The organism is Streptomyces sp. NPDC025833 (genome assembly GCF_055558055.1).
In genome coordinates this window covers 116,081-140,014 of record NZ_JBVHNF010000022.1, presented here as the reverse complement: position 1 = coordinate 140,014, position 23,934 = coordinate 116,081, and the positions used below count along the sequence as shown (strand labels likewise).

General features: G+C 72.2%; 25 protein-coding genes. 10 read left to right on the top strand and 15 right to left on the bottom strand.

The window, feature by feature from the left end; translation table 11 throughout:
* Positions 1-420 precede the first annotated feature (420 nt).
* Positions 421-1,092: a DNA-3-methyladenine glycosylase gene (locus tag ACZ4K2_RS32495; protein WP_467479044.1), complete on the bottom strand. Its 672-nt coding sequence runs from the start codon at positions 1,090-1,092 to the stop codon at positions 421-423.
* A 97-nt stretch (positions 1,093-1,189) separates the two neighbouring features.
* Here ACZ4K2_RS32495 and ACZ4K2_RS32490 point away from each other — a divergent pair, with 97 nt between their 5' ends.
* The 4 genes from ACZ4K2_RS32490 to ACZ4K2_RS32475 all read left to right on the top strand — a co-directional run bounded on the left by ACZ4K2_RS32490 (position 1,190) and on the right by ACZ4K2_RS32475 (position 3,548).
* On the top strand, positions 1,190-1,972 hold the full coding sequence (locus ACZ4K2_RS32490) for a sporulation protein (RefSeq protein ID WP_467479042.1): 783 nt from the start codon (positions 1,190-1,192) through the stop codon (positions 1,970-1,972).
* Between the two features lie 43 nt (positions 1,973-2,015).
* Entirely contained in the window at positions 2,016-2,555 is a 540-nt protein-coding gene (locus ACZ4K2_RS32485) for a YbhB/YbcL family Raf kinase inhibitor-like protein (protein ID WP_467479040.1), read from the top strand.
* Between the two features lie 168 nt (positions 2,556-2,723).
* Positions 2,724-3,230: an HNH endonuclease gene (locus ACZ4K2_RS32480; protein WP_467479039.1), complete on the top strand. Its 507-nt coding sequence runs from the start codon at positions 2,724-2,726 to the stop codon at positions 3,228-3,230.
* Between the two features lie 156 nt (positions 3,231-3,386).
* Positions 3,387-3,548, top strand: a complete 162-nt coding sequence (locus tag ACZ4K2_RS32475) for a hypothetical protein (protein ID WP_467479037.1) — start codon at positions 3,387-3,389, stop codon at positions 3,546-3,548.
* Here the strand turns inward: ACZ4K2_RS32475 and ACZ4K2_RS32470 are convergent.
* The 3 genes from ACZ4K2_RS32470 to ACZ4K2_RS32460 form a co-directional block, all read right to left on the bottom strand.
* Complete coding sequence (locus ACZ4K2_RS32470; protein ID WP_467479036.1) at positions 3,545-4,501, bottom strand: SPFH domain-containing protein; 957 nt, start codon at positions 4,499-4,501, stop codon at positions 3,545-3,547. The two genes, ACZ4K2_RS32475 and ACZ4K2_RS32470, sit on opposite strands and share 4 nt — an antisense overlap.
* Positions 4,502-4,621: 120 nt before the next feature.
* Positions 4,622-5,053 carry an NfeD family protein gene (locus ACZ4K2_RS32465; RefSeq protein WP_467479034.1) on the bottom strand — a complete coding sequence of 144 codons (432 nt, stop codon included), beginning with the start codon at positions 5,051-5,053 and terminating at the stop codon, positions 4,622-4,624.
* A 59-nt stretch (positions 5,054-5,112) separates the two neighbouring features.
* Positions 5,113-5,910, bottom strand: coding sequence for an ABC transporter ATP-binding protein (locus ACZ4K2_RS32460; protein ID WP_467479033.1), 798 nt, complete (start codon positions 5,908-5,910; stop codon positions 5,113-5,115).
* Between the two features lie 151 nt (positions 5,911-6,061).
* Between ACZ4K2_RS32460 and ACZ4K2_RS32455 the strand changes: the two genes are divergently transcribed.
* Complete coding sequence (locus tag ACZ4K2_RS32455) at positions 6,062-6,850, top strand: hypothetical protein (protein ID WP_467479031.1); 789 nt, start codon at positions 6,062-6,064, stop codon at positions 6,848-6,850.
* A gap of 90 nt (positions 6,851-6,940) precedes the next feature.
* On the opposite strand, the gene ACZ4K2_RS32450 is transcribed toward ACZ4K2_RS32455, so the two are convergent.
* The 3 genes from ACZ4K2_RS32450 to ACZ4K2_RS32440 all read right to left on the bottom strand — a co-directional run bounded on the left by ACZ4K2_RS32450 (position 6,941) and on the right by ACZ4K2_RS32440 (position 9,284).
* On the bottom strand, positions 6,941-7,180 hold the full coding sequence (locus ACZ4K2_RS32450) for a chaplin family protein (protein WP_467479029.1): 240 nt from the start codon (positions 7,178-7,180) through the stop codon (positions 6,941-6,943).
* A gap of 324 nt (positions 7,181-7,504) precedes the next feature.
* Positions 7,505-8,146: a response regulator gene (locus tag ACZ4K2_RS32445; protein WP_467479028.1), complete on the bottom strand. Its 642-nt coding sequence runs from the start codon at positions 8,144-8,146 to the stop codon at positions 7,505-7,507.
* The gene (locus ACZ4K2_RS32440; RefSeq protein WP_467479027.1) at positions 8,139-9,284 is read right to left on the bottom strand and encodes a GAF domain-containing sensor histidine kinase; all 1,146 of its coding nucleotides are present in this window, start codon (positions 9,282-9,284) and stop codon (positions 8,139-8,141) included. The genes ACZ4K2_RS32445 and ACZ4K2_RS32440 overlap by 8 nt, the downstream gene beginning before the upstream one ends.
* 449 nt (positions 9,285-9,733) lie before the next feature.
* Here ACZ4K2_RS32440 and ACZ4K2_RS32435 point away from each other — a divergent pair, with 449 nt between their 5' ends.
* Positions 9,734-10,489 (top strand): transglycosylase SLT domain-containing protein, encoded by a 756-nt coding sequence (locus tag ACZ4K2_RS32435; protein WP_467479025.1) that lies wholly within the window; start codon positions 9,734-9,736, stop codon positions 10,487-10,489.
* Between the two features lie 88 nt (positions 10,490-10,577).
* Here the strand turns inward: ACZ4K2_RS32435 and ACZ4K2_RS32430 are convergent, their stop codons facing one another.
* A complete protein-coding gene (locus ACZ4K2_RS32430) occupies positions 10,578-13,124 on the bottom strand; it encodes an ABC transporter ATP-binding protein/permease (RefSeq protein ID WP_467479024.1) in 2,547 nt (848 codons plus the stop codon).
* 976 nt (positions 13,125-14,100) lie between these two features.
* Here ACZ4K2_RS32430 and serB point away from each other — a divergent pair.
* Complete coding sequence (serB, locus tag ACZ4K2_RS32425) at positions 14,101-15,324, top strand: phosphoserine phosphatase SerB (RefSeq protein ID WP_467479022.1); 1,224 nt, start codon at positions 14,101-14,103, stop codon at positions 15,322-15,324.
* A gap of 91 nt (positions 15,325-15,415) precedes the next feature.
* On the opposite strand, the gene ACZ4K2_RS32420 is transcribed toward serB, so the two are convergent.
* The 4 genes from ACZ4K2_RS32420 to ACZ4K2_RS32405 form a co-directional block, all read right to left on the bottom strand.
* On the bottom strand, positions 15,416-15,934 hold the full coding sequence (locus ACZ4K2_RS32420; RefSeq protein ID WP_467479020.1) for a SixA phosphatase family protein: 519 nt from the start codon (positions 15,932-15,934) through the stop codon (positions 15,416-15,418).
* 78 nt (positions 15,935-16,012) lie between these two features.
* Positions 16,013-16,219, bottom strand: coding sequence for a hypothetical protein (locus ACZ4K2_RS32415; protein WP_467479018.1), 207 nt, complete (start codon positions 16,217-16,219; stop codon positions 16,013-16,015).
* Between the two features lie 229 nt (positions 16,220-16,448).
* On the bottom strand, positions 16,449-16,568 hold the full coding sequence (locus tag ACZ4K2_RS32410) for an SGM_5486 family transporter-associated protein (RefSeq protein ID WP_467479016.1): 120 nt from the start codon (positions 16,566-16,568) through the stop codon (positions 16,449-16,451).
* 55 nt (positions 16,569-16,623) lie between these two features.
* A complete protein-coding gene (locus tag ACZ4K2_RS32405; RefSeq protein WP_467479014.1) occupies positions 16,624-17,940 on the bottom strand; it encodes a CynX/NimT family MFS transporter in 1,317 nt (438 codons plus the stop codon).
* Positions 17,941-18,022: 82 nt separating this feature from the next.
* Here ACZ4K2_RS32405 and ACZ4K2_RS32400 point away from each other — a divergent pair, with 82 nt between their 5' ends.
* On the top strand, positions 18,023-18,715 hold the full coding sequence (locus ACZ4K2_RS32400) for a FadR/GntR family transcriptional regulator (RefSeq protein WP_467479013.1): 693 nt from the start codon (positions 18,023-18,025) through the stop codon (positions 18,713-18,715).
* Here the strand turns inward: ACZ4K2_RS32400 and ACZ4K2_RS32395 are convergent.
* The 3 genes from ACZ4K2_RS32395 to fabG all read right to left on the bottom strand — a co-directional run bounded on the left by ACZ4K2_RS32395 (position 18,693) and on the right by fabG (position 20,726).
* A complete protein-coding gene (locus tag ACZ4K2_RS32395) occupies positions 18,693-19,043 on the bottom strand; it encodes a hypothetical protein (RefSeq protein WP_467479012.1) in 351 nt (116 codons plus the stop codon). The genes ACZ4K2_RS32400 and ACZ4K2_RS32395 overlap by 23 nt on opposite strands.
* A 205-nt stretch (positions 19,044-19,248) precedes the next feature.
* Positions 19,249-20,016: an enoyl-ACP reductase FabI gene (fabI, locus tag ACZ4K2_RS32390; RefSeq protein ID WP_467479010.1), complete on the bottom strand. Its 768-nt coding sequence runs from the start codon at positions 20,014-20,016 to the stop codon at positions 19,249-19,251.
* A gap of 5 nt (positions 20,017-20,021) precedes the next feature.
* A complete protein-coding gene (gene fabG, locus ACZ4K2_RS32385; RefSeq protein WP_467479009.1) occupies positions 20,022-20,726 on the bottom strand; it encodes a 3-oxoacyl-[acyl-carrier-protein] reductase in 705 nt (234 codons plus the stop codon).
* 240 nt (positions 20,727-20,966) lie between these two features.
* Here fabG and ACZ4K2_RS32380 point away from each other — a divergent pair, with 240 nt between their 5' ends.
* Positions 20,967-22,490 (top strand): TldD/PmbA family protein, encoded by a 1,524-nt coding sequence (locus ACZ4K2_RS32380; protein WP_467479007.1) that lies wholly within the window; start codon positions 20,967-20,969, stop codon positions 22,488-22,490.
* Complete coding sequence (locus ACZ4K2_RS32375) at positions 22,487-23,881, top strand: metallopeptidase TldD-related protein (RefSeq protein WP_467479006.1); 1,395 nt, start codon at positions 22,487-22,489, stop codon at positions 23,879-23,881. The genes ACZ4K2_RS32380 and ACZ4K2_RS32375 overlap by 4 nt, the downstream gene beginning before the upstream one ends.
* The last annotated feature ends 53 nt before the right edge of the window (positions 23,882-23,934 follow it).

The window sequence follows — 23,934 nt, the reverse complement described above, 5'->3', positions numbered from 1 at the left end:
GCTGTTGAGTTCTCAAGGAACGGTCGCTTCCTTTGTACTCACCCTCTCGGGCTTTCCTCCGGGCTTCCCTTCGGTGTTTCCGACTCTATCAGATCCTTTTCCGATCCGATTTCCTCGGTGCTTTCCAGGTTCCCGCTTTCACGTTTCCCTTTCCGGCGGTTCCGACTCTATCAGATCCTTTCGGCGTCCGATTCCCGGTCGGCGGGTTTTGTCGGCGGGCTTTTCGGCTTTCGCTTCCGGCCTTTCGACGTCCGCTACGTTAGCCGATTCCCTGGGCGAGTCATAATCGAGTGCCACGCGTTCGAATTCGGACGCACGGGTGCGCCGAAAACGACCCCGATCAGGGGTGGAGGCTAGGTAGTGGTTTGGCCGCTCCGGCTGCAGGCGATCGCCGTACCCGGTTCAGCGGCTCCGGATACATTACGCACCTCGGCCAGCCGAGTCAACCCGGCGCCGCCGCGGGACGTGGGCCCGGTAGGGGCTGACGGTCGGGTCGCCGGCGACCCAGTAGCGCCACGGGTGGAGGTCGCCGTTCCCGCCCTCGCCGGCGACGCCCGTACGGGGGCCGGTGCGTACCTGGTCGGAGGGGACGGGGGTGCCCGTCAGGATCCGCAGCGGGGTCTCGTCCGAGGTGCACGCGTCGGTGCCGTCCAGGGCCCGGTCCACCCCCAGGGCGGTGGCGAGCCGGGCCGGCCCCTTGGCCAGTTCCTTGTCGTTCCGGGCCGAAAGGCGTCGCTTCCGGGCCAGTTCGGCACCCTCCACCACCTCGCCCGCCCGCAGCAGGACGGCTGCGGCCCGGCCCTCGGGCCCGCAGACCAGGTTCATGCAGTGCCACATGCCATAGGTGAAGTAGACGTACACATGGCCGGGCCGGCCGAACATCACCGCGTTGCGGGCGGTGCGGCCGCGGTAGGCGTGCGAGCCGGGGTCGTTCTGGCCGTCGTACGCCTCCACCTCCGTGAGGCGCAGCGCGATCGGACCGTCGGGGGTCGTGCGGACCAGTACGCGGCCGAGCAGGTCGGGGGCGACCTCTAGGACCGGGCGGTCGAAGAAGGTGCGGGGCAGTGGCGTACGGTCCGGGGGCGCGATCATGCCCTCCGAGGGTACAGACGAGACTCCGGGCCGGCGGAACCGGTCGCGGGCGGATCGCGTTCGTACGGATCGACGGTTCATACACAAGGGGAGTGCCATGGCGTTCAAGAAGCTGCTCGCGAGCCTCGGGGCCGGCGGCGCGTCGGTCGAGACGGTGCTGAGCGAGGTCAACGTCGTACCGGGCGGGGTCGTCCAGGGCGAGGTGCGGATCCAGGGCGGGTCCGTGAACCAGTCCGTCGAGGGGCTCTCCGTCGGTCTCCAGGCCAAGGTCGAGGTGGAGAGCGGCGACCAGGAGTACAAGCAGGACATCGAGTTCACCAAGGTGCGGCTCGGCGGTGCCTTCGAGCTCCAGGCGGGGGCCGTGCACGCGGTGCCGTTCGGGCTGGAGATCCCCTGGGAGACGCCCGTCACCATGATCGACGGCCAAGCGCTGCGGGGCATGCACATCGGCGTGACCACCGAGCTGGCGATCGCGCGGGCCGTGGACTCCGGTGACCTGGACCCGATCGACGTGCACCCGCTGCCGGCGCAGAAGGCGATCCTGGACGCCTTCATCCAGCTCGGCTTCCGTTTCAAGAGCGCCGACATGGAACGCGGACACATCCGGGGCACGCGGCAGACGCTGCCGTTCTACCAGGAGATCGAGTTCTTCCCGCCGTCGCAGTACCGGGGTCTCAACCAGGTCGAGCTGAGCTTCGTCGCGGACGCGCACGCGATGGACGTCGTGCTGGAGATGGACAAGAAGCCGGGCCTGTTCAGCGAGGGCTCGGACACCTACCGGTCCTTCCAGATCGGCCTGGACGACTGGCAGGGGACCGACTGGGCGGCTTACCTCAACCAGTGGCTGTCCGAGGTCGGCGGCAAGCGCAACTGGTTCTAGGCTCGTGAACTGCTGATTCCGCAACCGATCAGGAGGTACCGAGGTGACCGAGCTCAAGCGGCGGCCGCTCCCCCACGACTTCCATCCGCCCGTGCCGTCGTTCACGGTGACGAGCGAGGACGTCGAGGAGGGTGCGACGCTGAAGGGCGCCCAGGTGCAGGCGGAGGGCAACACCTCCCCGCAGCTGCGCTGGGAGGGCTTCCCCGCCGAGACCAAGAGCTTCGCCGTGACCTGCTACGACCCCGACGCGCCGACCGGCAGCGGGTTCTGGCACTGGGTCCTGTTCGACATCCCGGCGTCGGTGACCGAGCTGCCCGCGGGCGCGGGCGGGGGCAGGTTCGAGGGGCTGCCCGAGGGTGCCGTGCACGTGCGGAACGACTACGGGACGAAGGACTTCGGCGGCGCCGCTCCGCCGCCCGGGGACGGCCCGCACCGGTACGTCTTCACGGTGTACGCGGTGGACCAGGAGAAGCTGGGCCCGGACGCGGACGTCTCCCCGGCCGTCGTCGGCTTCAACCTGCGGTTCCACACCATCGCGCGCGCCCGGCTGATCGGTGAGTACGAGGTCCCCGCACAGGGCTGATCACGGCGCCCCGGTCCAGCCGGGCGCCCTTTGCACGTTTGCCCGCCTCCGGTCATGGAAGTGATCGGAGGCGGGCATTTTTTATTGCGTTGTCCATCTCGGCGCGCCCGTCCAGAGTTGGTCCGGGCCCGCCGGGGGGTGGGCAGGTGCACACGGGAGGTGGGCCGGATGCGTGACACGCTGGTGCTGAACGCGAGTTTCGAGCCGCTGTCGACGGTGACGCTGAACCGAGCCGTGGTCCTGGTGCTGCAGGACAAGGCCGTCGTCGAGCAGGCCCACCCCGTCCTGCGCATGCGCGGTGCCGATGTGGACATACCCGCGCCCAGGGTGATCAGGCTGTGCCGTTACGTACGGGTGCCGTTTCGAAGACAAGCACCGTGGTCGCGGCGGGGGGTGCTGGTCCGGGACCGGCACCGGTGCGCGTACTGCGGGCACCGGGCGACGACCGTGGACCATGTCCTGCCGCGGTCGCAGGGCGGGCAGGACACGTGGCTGAACACGGTCGCCGCCTGCGCGGAGGACAACCACCGCAAGGCGAACCGGACGCCGGACGAGGCCGGGATGACGCTGCTGCGGGAGCCGTTCGAGCCGACGCCGGCCGATGCGATGCTGCTCGCACTGGGACGGGAGGACCTCGCCGCGCTCCCCGAGTGGCTCGCCCGGGAGGCGGCGTAGGCGGCCGCGGCCGACTGGTGGCCCCTCGGGCGGCTTCCCGCTACCCGCTTCCGCCAAGTTCCCGGGGAGGAGTGGTCGCCGGTTGCTGGGCGCGCCGGGACCGTCACTGCTCCTTCGCGGGCCGCCGACTCACGATGGGGCCGTGGAGCGGAGACGGTGGTGCTCGCCCTGGTCTGGTGGGTGGCGTCGACGCTGCCGGCCCGCTGGCTGGTCCCCGGATCCTGGACCGCGGCGCTCGGACCCGGGCTCATACCGGCTGGTGCGATCGTGGGCGCCCGGGTCTCGGAGCGGCGGAGGCAGCGGGCCGGCGGCGACTAGTCGAGGTTCGGCTTCTCGCGGCGTTCCGTGCCCGCGCCGCCCTGGTTCGACGAACCGTTGCCCCCCGAACCCCCGCCGAGCGAGCCGAAGTTGCCCATCGCGCCGGAGAGGCCCTTGAGGGCGTCGCCGATCTCGCTGGGGACGATCCAGAGCTTGTTGGCGTCGCCCTCGGCGATCTTGGGGAGCATCTGGAGGTACTGGTACGAGAGCAGCTTCTGGTCCGGGTCACCGGCGTGGATGGCCTCGAAGACCGTGCGGACGGCCTGGGCCTCGCCCTCGGCGCGCAGGGCGGCCGCCTTGGCCTCACCTTCGGCGCGCAGGATCTGGGACTGCTTCTCACCCTCGGCGCGCAGGATCTCGGACTGCCGGACACCTTCGGCCTGGAGGATCGCGGCGCGCTTGTCACGGTCGGCGCGCATCTGCTTCTCCATCGAGTCCTGGATGGAGGTGGGCGGCTCGATGGCCTTCAGCTCGACGCGGTTGACGCGGATGCCCCACTTGCCGGTGGCCTCGTCCAGGACTCCGCGCAGAGCCGCGTTGATCTCCTCGCGGGAGGTCAGCGTCCGTTCGAGGTCCATGCCGCCGATGATGTTGCGCAGGGTGGTGACCGTCAGCTGCTCGATCGCCTGGATGTAGCTGGCGACCTCGTAGGTCGCGGCCCGGGCGTCGGTCACCTGGTAGTAGATGACCGTGTCGATGTTCACGACCAGGTTGTCCTGGGTGATCACCGGCTGCGGCGGGAACGGCACGACCTGTTCGCGCAGGTCGATGCGGTTGCGGATGGTGTCGATGAACGGGACGACGATGTTGAGGCCCGCGTTCAGGGTCCGCGTGTAGCGGCCGAATCGCTCCACGATGGCCGCGCTGGCCTGTGGAATCACCTGGATGGTCTTGATCAGGGCGATGAAGACCAACACCACCAGGATGATCAAGACGATGATGACCGGTTCCATCGTCGCTTCCCCGTCCCCTTCTCCGCTTCGACGCCTTCGGGTCTCGTGACCACAGAAGATCTTGCTGGTCGAGTCTGACAGACCCTCGCCCAACTCGTGAGTCGTTCTCGGTGAGTTGTCTCAGAGCACGATGGCGGTGGCCCCTTCGATGTCCACGACGTCCACCTCCTGGCCGGCTTCGTAGGCGCGGCCGGTGTCGAGGGCGCGGGCCGACCAGACCTCGCCGGCGAGCTTGATGCGGCCGCCGGACGCGTCGACCCGTTCCAGTACGACGGCCTGTCTGCCCTTCAACGCCTCGACACCGGTGGCGAGTTGGGGTCGCTGCTTGCCGTGCCGGGCGGCGATGGGCCGGACGACGGCGATGAGGGCCACGGAGACGACGACGAAGGCGAGTACCTGGAAGACCGCGTCGAAACCGAGGGCGGAGGCCACCGCCGCCGCCACGGCGCCCACCGCGAGCATGCCGAACTCCGGCATCGCGGTGACCACGAGCGGGATTCCGAGCGCCGCCGCGCCGACGAGCCACCACACCCATGCGTCGATGTCGTTCACACGGTCATGGTAGGGCCGCGATCGGGCGGCGGACAGGGCGCGGGCGAGAGCCGCGGGGGTCAGGAGAGGGGCAGGCCCTGGGCGGTCCAGCGGTCGCCGACCTGCTCGACGACGAGCGGCAGGCCGAAGCAGAGGGAGAGGTTGCGGGAGGTCAGCTCCAGCTCGATCGGGCCGGCGGCGAGGACCTTGCCCTGGCGGATCATCAGGACGTGGGTGAAGCCGGGGGCGATCTCCTCGACGTGGTGCGTGACCATGATCATCGAGGGGGCGATGGGGTCGCGAGCGAGCCGGCCGAGGCGGCGGACCAGGTCCTCGCGGCCGCCGAGGTCGAGGCCGGCGGCGGGCTCGTCCAGCAGGAGCAGCTCGGGGTCGGTCATCAGGGCGCGGGCGATCAGGGTGCGCTTGCGCTCGCCCTCGGAGAGGGTGCCGAACCGGCGGTCCAGGTACTCGGTCATGCCGAGGCGGTCGAGGAAGGCGCGGGCGCGCTGCTCGTCGACGTCCTCGTACTCCTCCCGCCAGCCGGCGGTCATGCCGTAGGCGGCGGTGAGGACGGTCTGCAGGACGGTCTGGCGCTTGGGCAGCTTCTCCGCCATGGCGATGCCGGCCATGCCGATGCGGGGGCGCAGTTCGAAGACGTCGGTGCCGGGCTTGCCGAGGGTCTCGCCGAGGATGGTGGCGGTGCCCGTGCTGGGGTAGAGGTAGCTGGAGGAGACGTTCAGGAGCGTGGTCTTGCCGGCGCCGTTGGGGCCGAGGATGACCCAGCGCTCGCCCTCCTTCACCGACCAGGAGACCTGGTCCACCAGAGCCCGGCCCTCGCGGACCACGGATACGTCCTGAAGCTCCAGAACATCGCTCATGAGCGCGTTGTCTCCCCTTGCAGTGTGGCCGGTCTCGGCTTTCGCGTACGCCTGTGGCTCGGGTCCGCCGCGCCGGTGGGCGCAGCCCTTATGAAATCTACGCCACGAGCGTCCCGCTCCATTCCATCGGTCCGGTCCGTAGGGTGTGGGCATGCTCTCGGAACCGCGCTCAGGACGCCTCGCCGCTTGGGGAAATGCCCTTTTGGCCGGACTCGCCTCCCCGGATGACGCCGTGCTCGCCGTCGTGGGCGGGGACGCGGTGCACCGGGTGGAGGACCTGCCCGGGGAGGCCTCGCCGGTCGGGCTGACGCTGGCGCTGGGGCGGCTGCGCGCGCTGGGGGTGGCCGGGCTGCGGGTGGCCCTGCCCGCGCCGGGACACCCGCTCGGGCTGAGCGGTCCGCCGGAGTTCAACGCGCGGGCACTGGAGGCCGAGGAGGCGGTGGTCTGTCACGGCGCCGCGTTCGGGCTGGTCCCCGAGGTCCACGAGGCCGGTCCCGCGGGTGACGTGCACACCGAGGTGGTCTGGCGGGTGCTGCCGGTGCGGGAGGCCCCGCCGGCCGACGTCCCCTCGCTGGGCGAGGCCGAGCGGGAGCTGGCGGAGGCGCTGCGGGAGGCGACCGACGTGCTGTCGAAGCTGGACGTCGCCGGGGCGGGTCCGGTGGCGGAGGCGGCGATCGACGCGTACCGGGCGCGTGCCGAGCGGGGCCGCGAGGTGCTGGCGCCGGGATACCCGGCGCGTGCGGTGCGGGTCCTGGAGCTGGCCCAGCGGGTGGGACTGCTGGTGTCGATGGCGTACGCCGGCGGGCACGGGGGCGCGGTGAGCGCCTCGGAGATGGCGGCGCGGGGGAGCGCGCTGCGGCCGGTGGAGCGGACGGCCCGGCGGGCGCAGGTGGCGGCGTACAACTCGTTCGTGGAGGAGCGGGAGCGCGGAGCGCGGTAGGCCGTGGGGGCCGGGGCGCGCGCGGACGCGTCGCCCGGAGGAACGGGGACCCGGGGGCGCTGCCCCCGGGTCCCCGTTCCGCGGTCGCCGTCAGCCGTTGACGGCGGTGTTGCCGAACGCGGGGTTCAGCAGGCCGATGACGTTGACGGACAGGCCGTCGACGTTCACGGGGACGTGGACCGGGACCTGGACGACGTTGCCCGAGACGACACCCGGGGAGTGCACGGCCGCGCCCTGGGCGCCCGAGTCGGCGACGGCGGCACCGGCGGAGGCGCCGGCGGCGATCCCGGCGGCGGTCACGGCGAGTGCGGCCTTCTTGGCGATGTTCATGGGGGAGGTCCTCCTGCGTGTACGTGTCCGACCCGGCCGTGGGTCGTGCGCTGCTCAACGCGGGAGCGGCCGACGGGGTACGGACCACCTGGCCGCAGCGCCCGTTCGGGCCAGTCGGATGACAACCCGACAGGCTCCCGAGGGGGCCGGGCGGCCGTCGCCGCCGGTGGGCCCGGGTGGGCGGGGGGCGAGGTCGCCGACGGCCGGTCCGGGACGCCGGCGACCGGTGCGGGCATGGCCTCCGCCCACGGCTCCCCGGGCGCCTTCGGTCGCCGCGGTACGCGCCGCCGCCCCGCGTACGGGCGGTGTGCGGGACGGGGCGTCTCAGTCGGTCACGCCGTGGCGTACGGCCCACAGGGCGGCCTGGGTGCGGTCGGCGAGGTCGAGCTTCATGAGGATGTTGGAGACGTGCGTCTTGACGGTCTTCTCGGACAGCACCAGGGCGCGGGCTATCTCGCGGTTGGAGCGGCCGTCGGCGATCAGGCCGAGCACCTCGCGCTCCCGGTCGGTGAGGGAGGTACCCCGGCCCTGGCCGCCGCCGGTCTCCTCGTGGGAGAGCAGGGCGCCGGCGACCTCCGACTGCAGCAGGACGTGCCCGGCGTGCACGGAGCGGATGGCGCCGGCCAGGGCGTCGGGGTCCACGTCCTTGTAGACGTACCCGGCGGCGCCCGCGCGCAGGGCCGGGACCACCGTGCGCTGCTCGGTGAAGCTCGTGACGATCAGCACGCGCGCGGGGTTGCCGAGGTCGCGCAGCCTGCGCAGCGCGTCGATGCCGTCCATGCCCGGCATCTTGATGTCCATGAGGACGACGTCGGGCCGCAGCTCCTCGGCGCGGTCGACTCCCCCGGCGCCGTCGGCGGCCTCGCCGACCACCTCTATGTCGTCCTGCACCTCCAGGAAGGTGCGCAGGCCCCGGCGGACGACCTGGTGGTCGTCGACCAGCAGCACTTTGATCGGTTCAGCCACCGGGAACCTCCATCTCGATCGTGGTGCCCTCGCCGGGCGCCGATTCCACGGTCAGCGAGCCGCCGACACCGCCGGCCCGGTCCCGCATCGAGACCAGGCCGAGGTGGCGTCCCGCTTGGCGGACCGCCGCGGGGTCGAAGCCGCCGCCGTCGTCGGTGACGCGCAGGACGGCCCCGCCGCCGCGCCGCCGCACGCTCACGGCGACGTGCGCGGCCCCGGAGTGGCGCAGGGCGTTGTGCAGGGCCTCCTGGGCGACCCGGAGCAGGGCCTCCTCCTGGGCCGCGGGCAGGGCGCGGAAGAAGTTGCTGGTGAAGCTCACGCGGGCGGCGTGGGCGCGGTCGAGGACCTGGGTCTGGGTGCGCAGGGTGGCGACCAGGCCGTCCTCGTCCAGTGCGGCGGGCCGCAGCTCGACGACGGCGGCGCGCAGTTCGTCGGCGGCCTCGGCGGCGAGCGAGGCCACCTGGTGCAGCTCGCCCTTGGCGCGGACGGGGTCGCGGTCGACGAGCGCGGCCGCCGCCTGGGCGGTCAGGCGCAGCGAGAACAGCTTCTGGCTGACCGCGTCGTGCAGGTCGTGGGCGAGCCGGGAGCGCTCCTCTGCGATGGTCAGTTCGCGGCTGCGCTCGTAGAGGCGGGCGTTGGTGAGGGCGATGGCGGCGTGCTGGGCGAGGATGGCGAGCAGTTCCTCGTCGTCCTGGGTGAAGCCGCACCCGTCCGCGGGCCTGGCGCAGTTCTTGTTGGCGAGGAACAGGGCGCCGATCACCTCGTCCCCGTCCCGGATGGGCAGGCCCAGGAAGTCGGCCAGGTCGGGGTGGGCCGCCGGCCAGCCCTCGAAGCGGGGGTCCTTGCGCACGTCGGCGAGGCGCTCGGGCCTGGGGTCGCGCAGCATCGCGGCGAGGATGCCGTGCTGGCGCGGGAGCGGCCCGATGGCACGCCAGTGCTCGTCGCTGACGCCGTCCACGACGAACTGGGCGAAGCCCCCGTGGTCGTCGGGGACGCCGAGGGCCGCGTACTGGGCGTCGAGCAGCTCGCGGGCGGAGGCGACGATCGTCTTGAGGACGTCGCGCACCTCCAGGTGTCTGCTCATGGCCAGCAGCGCGGAACTCACCGCGGCGAGGCCGGACCGGGGGCCGTGACTCATGTCCTCACGGTACCGGCGGGCGGTGACGGCGCGGATCGGACCTGTGACGGCGGGGCCCGGTCCGCTGGGCGTAGGGCGGACGGCGTAGGCCCCGGCTCACCGTCCGGCGGACACGGTGCACGCAGTGCGTTGCGGTGGCGACGCAGGGTGAGACGGCGCGCCGTTCCCTGTGAGCCCTCGCATAGGGCCCACATCACGTACGAAAGGGCTTAGGAGGTGGGGCCTCCCGCATGAACGGGACAGACGGTCCCGTCTGTCCGGATTTGCCCCTCCCTGATCCACTACCCGGCATCGTAGGTCACACCTTTGCCTGGGCATTTTGCGCCCGCTAAGAATTACTCCCGTCGCTCAGCGCCGCGGTTTCCGCCCGCGGCGTTCGTGCGGGAGGAGCCGATTCCCCCGGCGGACGCAGGAGCGACCTCCGCGCTACTCGAAGAGGTCCATCAGCCATGCCCAAGAACATCCTCGGCCGCGCTTATAGTCGTCCCCTGACCAGGCAGCACAAGATCGCGGTCGCCGGCGTCGCCGCCCTCGGCACCGCCGCCCTCGCCCTCTCCGCCGGCACCGGCAACACCGGGACGGTCACCACCGGCGCCCCGGGCCCGCAGGCGCAGGCCGCCTCCGGCACGGTCCTGAAAAACGTCAAGGGCTCGGTCACCGACCGGTTCGCCGCCGGGAACCTCAAGCTCGACGGCTTCGCGGCGCAGAAGAAGGCCGCGGACGAGAAGGCCGCGGACGAGAAGGCCGCGGACGCGGCCGTCGCCGGGAAGGCCGCCGCCAAGGCCGCGGTCGCGCGGCAGGCCGAGCGGCAGCACGCCGTCCAGCAGGCCGCCACCCGCTCCACGCAGCGCCTGGAGATGGAGCCGGTCGCCGCGAAGACCTACGCCAACAACCTGGACGGCTGGATCCGTCAGTCGCTGGACATCATGCGGTCCAAGGGCATCCCGGGCAGCTACCACGGCCTGCACAAGAACATCATGCGGGAGTCGTCCGGCAACCCCATGGCGATCAACAACTGGGACGTGAACGCGGTCAACGGCATCCCGTCCAAGGGCCTGCTCCAGGTCATCCCGCCGACCTTCACCGCGTACCACGTCGCCGGCACCTCCTGGAACATCTACGACCCGATCGCCAACATCACCGCCGCCGCCAACTACGCGGCCCACAAGTACGGCTCGATCGACAACGTCAACAGCGCGTACTGAGGCCCTGGCGCGGGACCTCGACGACGCGACGACGCCGAAGGGCGGCACCCCGTGCGGGGTGCCGCCCTTCGGCGTCGTACGGGCGCGGTCACTTGCGCATGACCTCCGGTTCGTGGCGGCGCAGGAAGCGCGCCACGAAGAAGCCGCAGACCGCGCCGAGCGCGATCAGCGCGAGCATGTCGAGACTCCAGGCCGAGGCCGCGTGGTCCCACAGCGGGTCGGTGCTGGTCGGGTCGTCGGTGTTCGGGGCGATCCCGTTGAAGTCCAGCGTGGTGCCGGCCGCGGCCACCGCCCAGCGCGACGGCATGAGGTACGAGAACTCGTTGACGCCGAGCGTGCCGTGCAGGGTGAAGAGGCAGCCGGTGAAGACGACCTGGACGATCGCGAACATCACCAGCAGCGGCATGGTCTTCTCGGCGGTCTTCACCAGCGAGGAGATCACCAGGCCGACCATCATCGAGGTGAAGCCGAGCGCCATGATCGGCAGGCACAGCTCCAGCAGCGTGGAGCCGCCGAGGACGAGCCCCTCCCCCGGGATCTTCCGGCTGGAGAAGCCGATCAGGCCGACCATCAGGCCCTGGAGCACGGTGACCACGCCGAGCACGATCACCTTGGACATCAGGTACGCGGACCGGGACAGGCCGGTGGCGCGCTCGCGCTCGTAGATCACCCGTTCCTTGATCAGCTCACGGACGGAGTTCGCGGCGCCCGAGAAGCACGCGCCGACGGCGAGGATCAGCAGGACGGTGGTGGCCGTGCCGTTCGGGGTGGGCAGGCCGGTCTTGCGGTTGGGCGGGTTCACCAGCAGGCCGTGGCTGTGGTCGATCAGCAGGCTGACCGCGCCGATCACGGCCGGCAGGACGACCGTCAGCGCCAGGAAGCCCTTGTCGGAGACGATGACCGACACGTAGCGCCGGACCAGGGTCGTCACCTGCGAGGCCCAGCTCTGCGGCTTGGGCGGCCGCAGCGCCTGCGGCGGCGGCACGGGCGCGGACTGCGGGGCGATCGCGTCGATCTCCGCGGCGTACATCTGGTAGTGCTGCGAGCCCTTCCAGCGGCCCGCCCAGTCGTAGTCGCGGTAGTTCTCGAAGGCGGAGAAGACGTCGGCCCAGGTGTCGTAGCCGAAGAAGTTCAGCGCCTCCTCCGGCGGGCCGAAGTAGGCGACCGCGCCGCCCGGCGCCATCACCAGCAGCTTGTCGCACAGCGCCAGCTCGGCCACCGAGTGGGTGACGACGAGGACGGTCCGGCCGTCATCGGCGAGGCCGCGCAGGAGCTGCATGACGTCGCGGTCCATGCCCGGGTCGAGGCCGGAGGTCGGCTCGTCCAGGAAGATCAGCGACGGCTTGGTGAGCAGTTCCAGGGCCACCGACACGCGCTTGCGCTGGCCGCCGGAGAGCGAGGTGACCCTCTTGTCCTTGTGGATGTCGAGCTTCAGCTCGCGCAGCACCTCGTCGATGCGGGCGTCGCGCTCCTTTCCCGTGGTGTCGGCCGGGAAGCGCAGCTTGGCCGCGTACTTCAGGGCCTTCTTGACGGTCAGCTCCTTGTGCAGGATGTCGTCCTGCGGGACCAGGCCGATGCGCTGGCGCAGCTCGGCGAACTGCTTGTAGAGGTTCCGGTTGTCGTAGAGGACCTCGCCCTGGTTGGCGGGCCGGTAGCCGGTCAGCGCCTTGAGCAGGGTGGACTTGCCGGAGCCGGAGGGGCCGATCACGGCGATCAGGGACTTCTCGGGGACGCCGAAGGAGACGTCCTTGAGGATCTGCTTGCCGCCGTCCACCGTGACGGTCAGGTGGCGGGCCGAGAAGGAGACCTCACCGGTGTCGACGAACTCCTCGAGGCGGTCGCCGACGATGCGGAACGTGGAGTGGCCGACGCCGACGATGTCCGTGGGGCCGAGCAGCGCGGAGCCGCCCTTGGCGATCGGCTGGCCGTTGACGTAGGTGCCGTTGTGCGAGCCGAGGTCGCGGATCTCGAAGCGGCCGTCCGGGGTGGCGTGGAACTCGGCGTGGTTCCGGGAGACCTGGAGGTCGGAGACGACCAGGTCGTTCTCCAGGGCACGGCCGATGCGCATCACGCGGCCGAGCGCGAACTGGTGGAACGTGGTCGGGCTGCGGTCGCCGTGGACCGGCGGCGCCCCCGCGCCGTCGCCGGGCATCGCCTGCGCGTACTGCTGGGGGCCGGGCTGCTGCTGCGGGAAGGCGGGCGGCTGCTGCCAGCCCGCCTGCGCGGCCTGCTGGTGCGGCACGGCCTGCTGCGCGGCGGCCTGCTGGGCCCAGTCGGGCGCGCCGGCCCCCTGCGCCGCGTACGGCGCGGACCGCTGCCGGTCCGGGCCGTCGGCCGGCGCCGTCGCGGCGGACAGGTCCAGTCGCGGTCCGTCGGTCGCGTTGCCGAGGTGCAGCGCCGATCCGGGGCCTATCTCCAGGTACTGGATCCGCCGGCCCTGCGCGTACGTACCGTTGGTGCTGCCGTGGTCTTCGATGGACCAACTGCGGCCGTTGTAGCTGACCGTGGCGTGCCGCCAGGACACCCTGGCGTCGTCGAAGACGATGTCCCCCTGCGGATCGCGTCCGAGGATATATGCCCTGGACGGATCAAGTGTCCAGGTACGTCCGTTTGTTTCGAGTACGAGTTCCGGCACTCCATGCCCCACTGAGTTGTCCCCCGAGTCGCCCCCATCGCAGGGAGTCCAGGGATGTCGAACATCGTGGGGCACTATTCCAGGCTCCGCCCCCTGACCGAAACCCGGGCCTTGCCGGGGCTCCGCCGCGCTCTCCGGCCCGCTACGCCAACGGGGTTGGAACCGGGCCGGGCGGCGGTGCGCCCCCGCGTGGAGGCAGGCGCGGCCCTCGGTGCCGCGGCGCGGGACGGGAGGCGCGGGGCGGGGTGCCGGCGGGGTCACCGCGCCGTCGCACGATCACGTGCCGCGGTGCCGGGGGGAGCGTCCCGCGGTCCGTGATCTCCGCCGTGAGCTGGGCGGTCGACCGGCTCGGCGGCCCGGCCGCGCTCGGCCCGCGCCGGCCGCGGGCGGGCTGTACTTGGTCGACTTGCCTCGCATTGGCGTCCGTTGGGGCGGACACGGGGGTGGGTGGTCCGGTCTTCCGGGCGGGTGATGTGTGCGCTTTCGGGTCGTGGGGGCCGCGGTCCGCCTCGCCGTCGGGATCGCGCCACCCGGGGCGGGTCTGGTGCGCGGGCGGGGCCGGGGCTCGCCCGTACGGGGGCCGGGGCGCGGGGTTCGCGTTGCGGCGCCGGGGGTCGCGGAGGGGATGCGGGCAGGTACGGTCCGCCCGGCCCGGTCACGTGGGCGGACGGGAAGGCCCGGCAGCCCGTCCGGCAGGACCGGGACGCCTGGCGCCCAGGTGGCGGGTCCGCCGTACGCCGTACACGCGGGCCGGGTGCCGGCCGCCGAGCCCGGCACCGACGGCATGGCGGTCCTCGCGGATCGCCGTCGGCGGTCCGCCGTGACACGCTCGTGGTGGGGCCGGTGCCCGCCGCGCGACGCGGCGCCGATTCCCGGCGGCAAGATCACTGACACCCGCCCGCCATCCATTGTTCCGTGTCCGTCAGGCGGACGTGGGCGGCGGGCGGCACTGGGTGCCGGATACGGTGGTGACACCATGAGCGCTTCGCAGACCTCCGCCTCGGGGACCGCCGAGGTCCCCACCCTCCTCGTCAAGATCTTCGGCAAGGACCAGCCGGGCATCACGGCGGGCCTCTTCGACACCCTCGCGGCCTACCTCGTCGACGTGGTCGACATCGAGCAGGTCGTCACCCGGGGCCGCCTGGTGCTGTGCGTCCTGGTGACGCAGCCGCCGGCCGGCCTGGAGGGCGATCTGCGGGCCACCGTGCACAGCTGGGCCGAGTCGATGAAGATGCAGGCGGAGATCCTCTCCGGGCACGGCGACAACCGTCCGCGCGGCCTCGGCCGCTCCCTGGTGACCGTGCTCGGCCACCCGCTCACCGCCGAGTCGACGGCCGCGATCGCCGGGCGGATCGCGAAGACCGGCGGCAACATCGACCGTATCTTCCGGCTCGCCAAGTATCCGGTGACGGCCGTCGAGTTCGCGGTGTCCGGCGTGGAGACCGAGCCGCTGCGCACCGCCCTGGCGTCCGACGCCGCGGCACTGGGTGTCGACATAGCGGTGGTCTCGGCGGGGCTGCACCGCCGCGCCCAGCGCCTGGTGGTCATGGACGTGGACTCGACCCTGATCCAGGACGAGGTCATCGAGCTGTTCGCCGCGCACGCCGGCTGCGAGGACGAGGTCGCCGCGGTGACGGCGGCGGCGATGCGCGGGGAGCTGGACTTCGAGCAGTCGCTGCACGCGCGCGTGGCCCTGCTCAAGGGGCTGGACGCCTCGGTGGTGGAGAAGGTCCGCGAGCAGGTCCGGCTGACGCCGGGGGCGCGCACCCTGATCCGCACCCTGAAGCGGCTCGGCTACCAGGTGGGAGTCGTCTCCGGCGGCTTCACCCAGGTCACCGACGATCTCCAGGAGCGGCTGGGCCTGGACTTCGCGCAGGCCAACACGCTGGAGATCGTCGACGGCAGGCTGACCGGCCGGGTCACCGGGGAGATCGTGGACCGGGCGGGCAAGGCGCGGCTGCTGCGCCGGTTCGCCGCCGAGGCCGGGGTGCCGCTGGCGCAGACGGTGGCGATCGGCGACGGCGCCAACGACCTGGACATGCTGAACGCGGCCGGTCTCGGGGTGGCCTTCAACGCCAAGCCGGTGGTGCGGGAGGCCGCGCACACGGCGGTGAACTTCCCGTTCCTCGACACCGTGCTCTACCTCCTCGGGGTCACCCGGGAAGAGGTCGAGGCCGCCGACACGCACGACGAGGACTGACCGGGGCCGGCCCGCGCCGGTCACCGCGAGGGCCCGGCACCCCCAGGGTGCCGGGCCGCACGCCGTTCGGCGCGGGGGCGGCCCGTGCGGGTCACTCGGAGGGGGCCCAGTAGTCCGCGAGCGTGGCCGTGGCGGGTTCGACGCTCTTCCACGGGCCGTCGAAGGTGAGCAGGGCGAATCCGGCGGCGGGGAAGCCGCGGCGGTTCATCCGGTCGCGGGCGTCGCCCTCGGCCGAGCCGGCCAGGATGTCGGCCAGGCCGTGCACGCCCGGGTTGTGGCCGATCAGGATCACGTTCCGCACCTCGTCGGGGACCTCGTTGAGCACGGCGATCAGCTCGCCGGGCGAGGCTTCGTAGACCCGCTCCTCGTAGACGGTTCTCGGCCGGTGCGCCAGCTCGTGCACGGCGAGCTTCCAGGTCTCGCGGGTGCGGGTCGCCGTGGAGCACAGGGCCAGGTCGAAGGCGACGCCGGTGTCGGCGAGCTTGCGCCCGGCCACGGCGGCGTCCGTGCGGCCCCGCTCGGCGAGCGGGCGCTCGTGGTCGGGCACCTCGGGCCAGTCGGCTTTCGCATGCCGGAAGAGGACGATCCTGCGGGGTTCTGCGACGCTCATGGAACCCAGCTTCGCACGAAACAGACCACCCGGCGCAGGGAGTTGACATGCGGATTCACCGCGCGGGGGCGCCTGCCGTCAGCGCGCGACGAGCTGCTGGACGCGCTCCAGGAGCCGGGCGATCGCCGGGTCGCCGCTCGCCGCGTGGGCGTCCGACGGGTCCAGTATCAGGGCGAACAGCGCGAGGAACGCGAGGGTGGGCAGGGCCAGCGCCCACCAGGGCAGCCTGACGTCCACGCCGCCCGTGGTCGCCGGGTGGGGCCGGGAGGGGGTGCGGGCCGTCATGGTGGCCTCCGTGGGTCTTCGAGCGGGTCCTGACCGCTCGTGCGGTCACCTCTCGAAGCTACGGAATCCGGGGCCGCCAACCCATCCGGTGTTCCACCCAGTTGCCCCTGAGCCTGACCCCCTAGGGGATGGGGGGCCAGCACCATCACCCATCGGGCGAACCGGGCGAACCGCGCGGAACGGCGGCCCGGACGGGCCGCCGGGGACGGCGGAGCCCGCCGTCAGGCCGTCAGGGGGAGGCGAGGGTCGCCACGACGGCGATGATCACGAAGATGGCGAGGAACGCCCCGAAGACGAGCAGCATCTTCTTCTGGCCGTTTCGCGGGTTCGGGTCGAGCACAGGCTGCATGCGCCCAGTCTCGCATCCCGCGCCCGCCCGGCGGCGCCGGGGGGCGCGGGAGCGGTCAGCGCGTCGCCTCGTCCTCGACCGTGCGGTCGCGGCCCGCCAGGAAGCCCACGGCCATCTGCGGCACCATCAGCGCCGCCATGAGGGCGATCGGCAGACCCCAGCCGCCGCTCTGCTGGTAGAGCACGCCGACCAGCAGCGGGCCGGGGATGGAGATCAGGTAGCCGGTGCTCTGGGCGAACGCGGAGAGCTGGGCCACGCCCGGGCCGCTGCGGGCCCGCATGCCGACCATGGTCAGCGCGAGCGGGAAGGCGCAGTTGGAGACGCCGAGCAGGAGGGCCCAGGCCCAGGCGCCGCCGGCCGGGGCCAGGTAGAGCCCGGCGTATCCGGCGAGACCGCAGACGCCCAGGACCAGCACGATCGGGCCCTGGTGGGGCAGCCGGGCGGCGACCCGCGGGATGACGAAGGCGAGCGGCACGCCCATCACCATGGTGACGGCGAGCAGCACGCCCGCGGTGCCGGCCGGGACGCCGGCGTCCCGGAAGATCTGCGGCATCCAGCCCATCGTGATGTAGGCGGCCGTGGCCTGGAGGCCGAAGAAGACCGCGAGCGCCCACGCGGTGCGGCTGCGGGTGATGCGCAGCGGGGCGTGCTCCTCGGCGGCCCCGCGCGCGGGCTGCCGCGGCTCTGCGGCGGGGGTGCCGCGGTCCCGGAGCAGCGGCAGCCAGGGCAGGACGGCGACCGCGGCGATGACCGCCCACACGGCGAGGCCGGCCTGCCAGTCGCCGCCCAGGGCGCCGGTCACGGGGACGGTCGCCGCGGCGGCCAGGGAGGTACCGAGGGCGAGGGCCATCGAGTACAGGCCGGTCATGGAGCCGACGCGGTCGGGGAACCAGCGCTTGACGATGACCGGCATCAGGACGTTGCTGACGGCGATGCCCATCAGGGCGAGCGCGCTGGCGGCCAGGAAGCCGGCCGTGCTGCCGACGAACGGCCGTACGAGCAGGCCGGCGGTGATGGCGGCCATGCCGGCGCACACCACGGCGGCCGGTCCGAAGCGGCGGGCCAGCCGGGGCGCGGCCACGCCGAAGACGGCGAAGCAGAGCGGGGGCACGGAGGTGAGCACCCCGGCCACACTGCCGCTCATGCCGAGCCCGTCGCGGACCTCCTCCAGGAGCGCGCCGAGGCTCGTGATGGCCGGGCGGAGGTTCAGCGCGGACAGCATGATGCCGGCGATCACCAGCCGGGTCGTCCACGCGCGCGTGCGGCCCGCGCCCGGGGTCGTCTCGGGGGTGCTCGTCGCGGCGGATTTCCCGTGTTCGGTCGACGACATCGCCGTACGGGTCTCCACTGTCCGGGTTTCCTCACTAGCCATGAGGCCCATCATAGAATGATGGGATGATTATCTGTCCATCCCCGGAGCCGCCGCGTCCGGGCCTGTCGTGCGAAGGTGTGCCATGCCTCTGAGCCACCCGCGCCGTTCGGCGCTGTCCGAACAGGTCATCTTGGAACTGCGCAACCAGATCACCTCCGGCGAGTGGCCGGTCGGCTCGCGCATCCCGACGGAGCCGGAACTGGTCGAGCAGCTCGGCGTCGCCCGCAACACCGTCCGTGAGGCCGTCCGCGCGCTCGCGCACAACGGCCTGCTGGACATCCGGCAGGGCTCGGGCACGTACGTCGTGGCCACCAGTGAACTGGCCGGCGTGATGCACCGCCGCTTCGCCGACGCCGACCCGCGGCACATCGCCGAGCTGCGCTCCACGCTGGAGTCGGCCGCGGCGAAGCTGGCCGCCGAGCGGCGCACCGAGAAGGACCTCAAGCAGCTCGACGCGCTACTGGCCCGCCGCGAGGAGGCCTGGGAGACCGGCGAGGCGGAGCCGTTCGTGACGGCCGACGCCACCTTCCACCTGGCCGTGGTGGCCGCCTCCCACAACGACGTGATGACCGCGATGTACGCCGACCTGGGCGAGGTGCTGCGGGACTGGCTGCGCGCGGACGTCGGGGCGGAGCTGACGCCGGAGACGTACATGGACCACACGCGCCTGGTCGACGCGATCCGCGCGGGGGACGCGGAGGCGGCGGCCGCCGAGGCCGCGAGCTACCCGTTCCTGTGCGACCGGGTCCGGTTCAGCGTGCCTTCTGGTGGCTGATCCAGACCGAGCGGATCTCCTTCCAGCACCGCCCGCCGAGCCGTACGGTCATGGCCGGCGAGGCGTCCACCGGGGCGCTGTCGGTGTCGATGTCCCACCAGCGGGCGCACTCGATGTGCAGCCGCACGCGGTCGATGTCGACGTAGGGGTTGTGGCAGTAGGCCACGACGTGGGAGCCGGTCACGGTCGTCCGGCACGAGGCGCCGAAGCTGCTCGGCGCGGGCGTCCGGCCGTCGGGCACGCGCGTGTGGGGCAGCGCGTCGTACGGCAGCGACAGGACGAGCGCCAGGGCCACGGTCACCGGGGCCAGACTGCGGGGCAGGCGCACCGGGGGACCTCCTCGACCGGGCCGCGGGAACGTGCGAGGGAAGGTGTGGTCCAGCGTGCGCCGCCGGCGCGGCGGCGGCCCGGCCGGTGGGCCGAACGGGTGACGTGCGCCGGTTGTCCGGCGCGCCGGCCGGGGCCGGGAACGGGCGACGCCCCGCTCCCCGCGCAGGGCGGGGCGACGGGGCGTCGGCGGGGTGTCGCGCGGATCAGGCGCCGATGGCGTGCAGTCCGCCGTCGACGTGGATGATCTCGCCCGTGGTCTTCGGGAACCAGTCGCTGAGCAGGGCGACGACACCGCGGCCGGCCGGCTCGGGGTCCTTCAGGTCCCACTCCAGCGGCGAACGGCTGTCCCACACGGAGGCCAGCTCGCCGAAGCCCGGGATGGACTTGGCGGCCATGGAGCCGATGGGGCCGGCGGAGATGAGGTTGCAGCGGATGTTCTGCTTGCCCAGGTCGCGCGCCATGTAGCGGCTGGTGGCCTCCAGGGCGGCCTTGGCCGGGCCCATCCAGTCGTACTGCGGCCAGGCGTACTGGGCGTCGAAGGTCAGGCCGACGACCGAGCCGCCGTTCTGCATCAGCGGCAGGCAGGCCGTGGTCAGCGACTTCAGGGAGAACGCCGAGACGTGCATGGCGGTGGCGACCGACTCGAACGGCGTGTTCAGGAAGTTGCCGCCGAGCGCGTCCTGCGGCGCGAAGCCGATGGAGTGGACGATGCCATCCAGGCCGCCCAGCTCCTCGCCGACGACGTCGGCGAGGCGGCCGAGGTGCTCCTCGTTGGTGACGTCCAGCTCGATGACCTTCGTCGGCTTCGGCAGCTTCTTGGCGATGCGCTCGGTCAGCGTGGGCCGCGGGAACGCGGTCAGGATGATCTCGGCGCCCTGCTCCTGGGCGAGCCTGGCGACGTGGAAGGCGATGGAGGACTCCATCAGCACGCCCGTGACCAGGATGCGCTTGCCTTCGAGGATTCCGCTCATGGTGATCAGTGACCCATTCCCAGTCCGCCGTCAACAGGAATGACGGCTCCAGTGATGTACGAGGCGTCGTCGGAGGCGAGGAACCGCACCGTCGCGGCGATCTCCTCCGGCTGTGCGTAACGGCCGAGCGGCACCTGGGACACGATGTTCGCGCGCTGCTCGTCGGTGAGCGCCTTGGTCATGTCGGTGTCGACGAAGCCGGGCGCGACGACGTTGAAGGTGATGTTGCGCGAACCCAGCTCCCGGGCGAGGGAACGCGCGAAGCCGACCAGGCCGGCCTTGGAGGCGGCGTAGTTCGCCTGCCCCGCCGAGCCGAGCAGGCCGACCACGGACGAGATCAGGACGACGCGGCCCTTCTTGGCGCGCAGCATCGCGCGGTTGGCGCGCTTGACGACGCGGAAGGTGCCCGTGAGGTTGGTGTCGACGACCGAGGTGAAGTCGTCCTCGGACATGCGCATCAGGAGCTGGTCCTTGGTGACACCGGCGTTGGCGATCAGGACCTCGACCGGACCGTGCCGCTCCTCGATCTCCTTGTAGGCCTGCTCCACCTGCTCCGGGTCGGTGATGTCGCACCTGACCGCGAGGAAGCCGGCCGGCGGCTCACCCGAGCGGTACGTGATCGCGACCTTGTCGCCGGCATCGGCGAAAGCGCGGGCGATGGCGAGGCCGATGCCCCGGTTGCCTCCGGTGACGAGAACCGAGCGGCTCAACGGATCACCCTTTCCTTAGCGGTCTGACACATCCGCCCGAACACCTGGATGACAGGCGGCTTCATCGAAAACCTATCGGTAGCCCCCTGCGCGCGGAGAAGCGGGCACCGACAGTGGCTCGGGGACGGCACTGTCGGATCCCTACAGAAAGAGCCCGTCCGGGTGGCCAAACCTGTGGTAGCCCGGCCCGCTCCCGCGACATGATCGGACCCGACAGGCCACGACAGCAGGGAGACCTCCGTGCCTCATTCCATCGACGAAGCCTTCACGGCGCTTCCGCTACGGGCCCTCGCCGACGCCGCGCTCGCACGCGCGCGGGCGCTGGGGGCCGAGCACGCGGACTTCCGCTTCGAGCGGGTGCGCAGCGCGTCCTGGCGGCTGCGGGACGCCAGGCCCGCCGGATCGTCGGACACCACCGACCTCGGGTACGCGGTCCGGGTCGTGCACGGCGGTACGTGGGGTTTCGCGTCCGGTGTGGACCTGACCATGGACGCCGCCGCCCGGGTCGCCTCCCAGGCGGTGGCGATGGCCAGGCTGTCCGCGCAGGTGATCAAGGCCGCCGGGTCCGACGAGCGGGTGGAGCTGGCGGACGAGCCGGTGCACGCCGACCGGACGTGGATCTCCTCCTACGAGGTGGACCCGTTCTCGGTGCCCGACGAGGAGAAGGCCGCGCTGCTCGCGCAGTGGAGCGCGCGGCTGCTGGCGGCGAACGGCGTGGACCACGTCGACGCCTCGCTGCTCACCGTGCACGAGAACAAGTTCTACGCGGACACCGCCGGGACCGTGACCACCCAGCAGCGGGTGCGGCTGCACCCGCAGCTGACGGCCGTCTCGGTCGACGGGTCGAGCGGCGAGTTCGACTCCATGCGCACCGTCGCGCCGCCGGCGGGGCGCGGCTGGGAGTACCTGACGGGCACGGGCTGGGACTGGGACGGCGAGCTGGAGCGGATCCCGGAGCTGCTCGCCGAGAAGATGCGCGCGCCGAGCGTGGAACCGGGCCTGTACGACCTGGTGGTCGACCCGTCCAACCTGTGGCTGACCATCCACGAGTCCATCGGGCACGCCACCGAGCTGGACCGCGCCCTCGGCTACGAGGCGGCCTACGCCGGCACCTCCTTCGCCACCTTCGACCGGCTCGGCACGTTGCGGTACGGCTCGGAGCTGATGAACGTCACCGGCGACCGCACCGCCGAGCACGGGCTGGCGACCGTCGGCTACGACGACGAGGGCGTCGAGGCGCAGTCCTGGGACCTGGTGAAGGACGGCACTCTGGTCGGCTACCAGCTCGACCGCCGCATCGCGCGGCTGACCGGGTTCGACCGGTCCAACGGGTGCGCGTACGCCGACTCCCCCGCCCACGTGCCGGTGCAGCGCATGGCCAACGTGTCCCTGCGGCCGGACCCGGCCGGGCTGTCCACCGAGGACCTGATCGGCGGGGTCGACCGCGGCATCTACGTGGTCGGCGACCGCTCCTGGTCGATCGACATGCAGCGGTACAACTTCCAGTTCACCGGCCAGCGCTTCTTCAGGATCGAGAACGGGCGGATCACCGGGCAGCTCAAGGACGTCGCCTACCAGGCCACGACCACCGACTTCTGGGGTTCGATGGCCGCCGTGGGCGGGCCGCAGACCTATGTCCTCGGCGGGGCCTTCAACTGCGGCAAGGCCCAGCCGGGCCAGGTGGCCGCCGTGTCCCACGGGTGCCCGTCCGCCCTCTTCAAGGGCGTCAACATTCTGAACACCACGCAGGAGGCCGGCCGATGAGCGCCCGTACCGACAAGCCGCACGAGGTCGTCGAGCAGGCCCTGGCGCTGTCCCGCGCCGACGGCTGCGTGGTCATCGCCGACGAGGAGTCCACCGCCAACCTGCGCTGGGCGGGCAACGCGCTCACCACCAACGGCGTGACGCGCGGCCGTACGCTCACCGTGATCGCGACCGTGGACGGCAGGGAGGGCACCGCCTCCGGTGTCGTCTCCCGCTCCGCCGTCACCGCCGAGGAGCTGGAGCCGTTGGTGCGGGCCGCGGAGGCCGCCGCGCGCGGTGCCGGGCCCGCCGAGGACGCCCAGCCGCTGGTCTCCGGTGTGCCCGCGTCCCCGGACTTCACGGACGGGCCCGCCGAGACGTCCTCCGCGGTGTTCGCCGACTTCGCCCCGGCGCTCGGCGAGGCGTTCGCACGCGCGCGTGCGGGCGGCCGGGAGCTGTACGGCTTCGCCAACCACGAGCTGGTGTCGACGTACGTGGGCACGTCCACCGGGCTGCGCCTGCGGCACGACCAGCCCACCGGCACGCTGGAGCTGAACGCCAAGTCGCCCGACCGCACGCGCTCGGCGTGGGCCGGCCGGTCCACCCGGGACTTCAAGGACGTCGACCCGGGCGCGCTCGACGCCGAGCTTGCCGTACGGCTCGGCTGGGCCGAGCGGCGCGTGGAGCTGCCCGCGGGCCGGTACGAGACGCTGCTGCCGCCCACCGCCGTGGCGGACCTGCTGATCTACCAGCTCTGGTCGGCGTCCGGCCGGGACGCGGCCGAGGGGCGGACGGTGTTCTCCAAGCCGGGCGGGGGCACCCGGGTCGGCGAGAAGCTGAGCGCGCTGCCGCTGACCCTGCGCAGCGACCCGGGCGAGCCGGGTCTGGAGTGCCCGCCCTTCGTGATCGCCCACTCCTCCGGCGGCGACCAGTCCGTGTTCGACAACGGGCTGCCGGCGCACGCCACCGAGTGGATCGGCGACGGCGTGCTGAAGCACCTGACGACGACGCGGCACAGCGCGGCCCTGACGGGTCTGCCGGTCGCCCCGGCGCTCGGCAACCTCGTCCTGGACGGCGGGGACGGCCGCTCCCTGGAGGAGATGGTCGCGGGCACCGGGCGCGGGCTGCTGCTGACCTGCCTGTGGTACATCCGCGAGGTGGACCCGGCGACGCTGCTGCTGACGGGCCTGACCCGGGACGGCGTCTACCTGGTCGAGAACGGCGAGGTCACCGGCCAGGTGAACAATTTCCGGTTCAACGAGTCGCCGGTGGGCCTGCTGGGCCGGGCCACCGAGGCCGGGCGGACGGAGCGGACGCTGCCGCGCGAGTGGAGCGACTGGTTCACCCGGGCCGCGATGCCCGCGCTGCGGATCCCGGATTTCAATATGAGCTCTGTCAGCCAGGGCGTATAACCTCGTAGGCGTTCGTGGTCGGGTGTCACCCGGCCACCCGGAGATCACCGAGG

Coding starts and splice junctions, on each gene's coding strand:
- ACZ4K2_RS32495 (WP_467479044.1), bottom strand. CDS start 1,092: ATGATCGCGCCCCCGGACCGTACGCCACTGCCCCGCACCTTCTTCGAC.
- ACZ4K2_RS32490 (WP_467479042.1), top strand. CDS start 1,190: ATGGCGTTCAAGAAGCTGCTCGCGAGCCTCGGGGCCGGCGGCGCGTCG.
- ACZ4K2_RS32480 (WP_467479039.1), top strand. CDS start 2,724: ATGCGTGACACGCTGGTGCTGAACGCGAGTTTCGAGCCGCTGTCGACG.
- ACZ4K2_RS32470 (WP_467479036.1), bottom strand. CDS start 4,501: ATGGAACCGGTCATCATCGTCTTGATCATCCTGGTGGTGTTGGTCTTC.
- ACZ4K2_RS32460 (WP_467479033.1), bottom strand. CDS start 5,910: ATGAGCGATGTTCTGGAGCTTCAGGACGTATCCGTGGTCCGCGAGGGC.
- ACZ4K2_RS32455 (WP_467479031.1), top strand. CDS start 6,062: ATGCTCTCGGAACCGCGCTCAGGACGCCTCGCCGCTTGGGGAAATGCC.
- ACZ4K2_RS32450 (WP_467479029.1), bottom strand. CDS start 7,180: ATGAACATCGCCAAGAAGGCCGCACTCGCCGTGACCGCCGCCGGGATC.
- ACZ4K2_RS32440 (WP_467479027.1), bottom strand. CDS start 9,284: ATGAGTCACGGCCCCCGGTCCGGCCTCGCCGCGGTGAGTTCCGCGCTG.
- ACZ4K2_RS32435 (WP_467479025.1), top strand. CDS start 9,734: ATGCCCAAGAACATCCTCGGCCGCGCTTATAGTCGTCCCCTGACCAGG.
- serB (WP_467479022.1), top strand. CDS start 14,101: ATGAGCGCTTCGCAGACCTCCGCCTCGGGGACCGCCGAGGTCCCCACC.
- ACZ4K2_RS32420 (WP_467479020.1), bottom strand. CDS start 15,934: ATGAGCGTCGCAGAACCCCGCAGGATCGTCCTCTTCCGGCATGCGAAA.
- ACZ4K2_RS32415 (WP_467479018.1), bottom strand. CDS start 16,219: ATGACGGCCCGCACCCCCTCCCGGCCCCACCCGGCGACCACGGGCGGC.
- ACZ4K2_RS32410 (WP_467479016.1), bottom strand. CDS start 16,568: ATGCAGCCTGTGCTCGACCCGAACCCGCGAAACGGCCAGAAGAAGATG.
- ACZ4K2_RS32405 (WP_467479014.1), bottom strand. CDS start 17,940: ATGGCTAGTGAGGAAACCCGGACAGTGGAGACCCGTACGGCGATGTCG.
- ACZ4K2_RS32400 (WP_467479013.1), top strand. CDS start 18,023: ATGCCTCTGAGCCACCCGCGCCGTTCGGCGCTGTCCGAACAGGTCATC.
- fabI (WP_467479010.1), bottom strand. CDS start 20,016: ATGAGCGGAATCCTCGAAGGCAAGCGCATCCTGGTCACGGGCGTGCTG.
- ACZ4K2_RS32375 (WP_467479006.1), top strand. CDS start 22,487: ATGAGCGCCCGTACCGACAAGCCGCACGAGGTCGTCGAGCAGGCCCTG.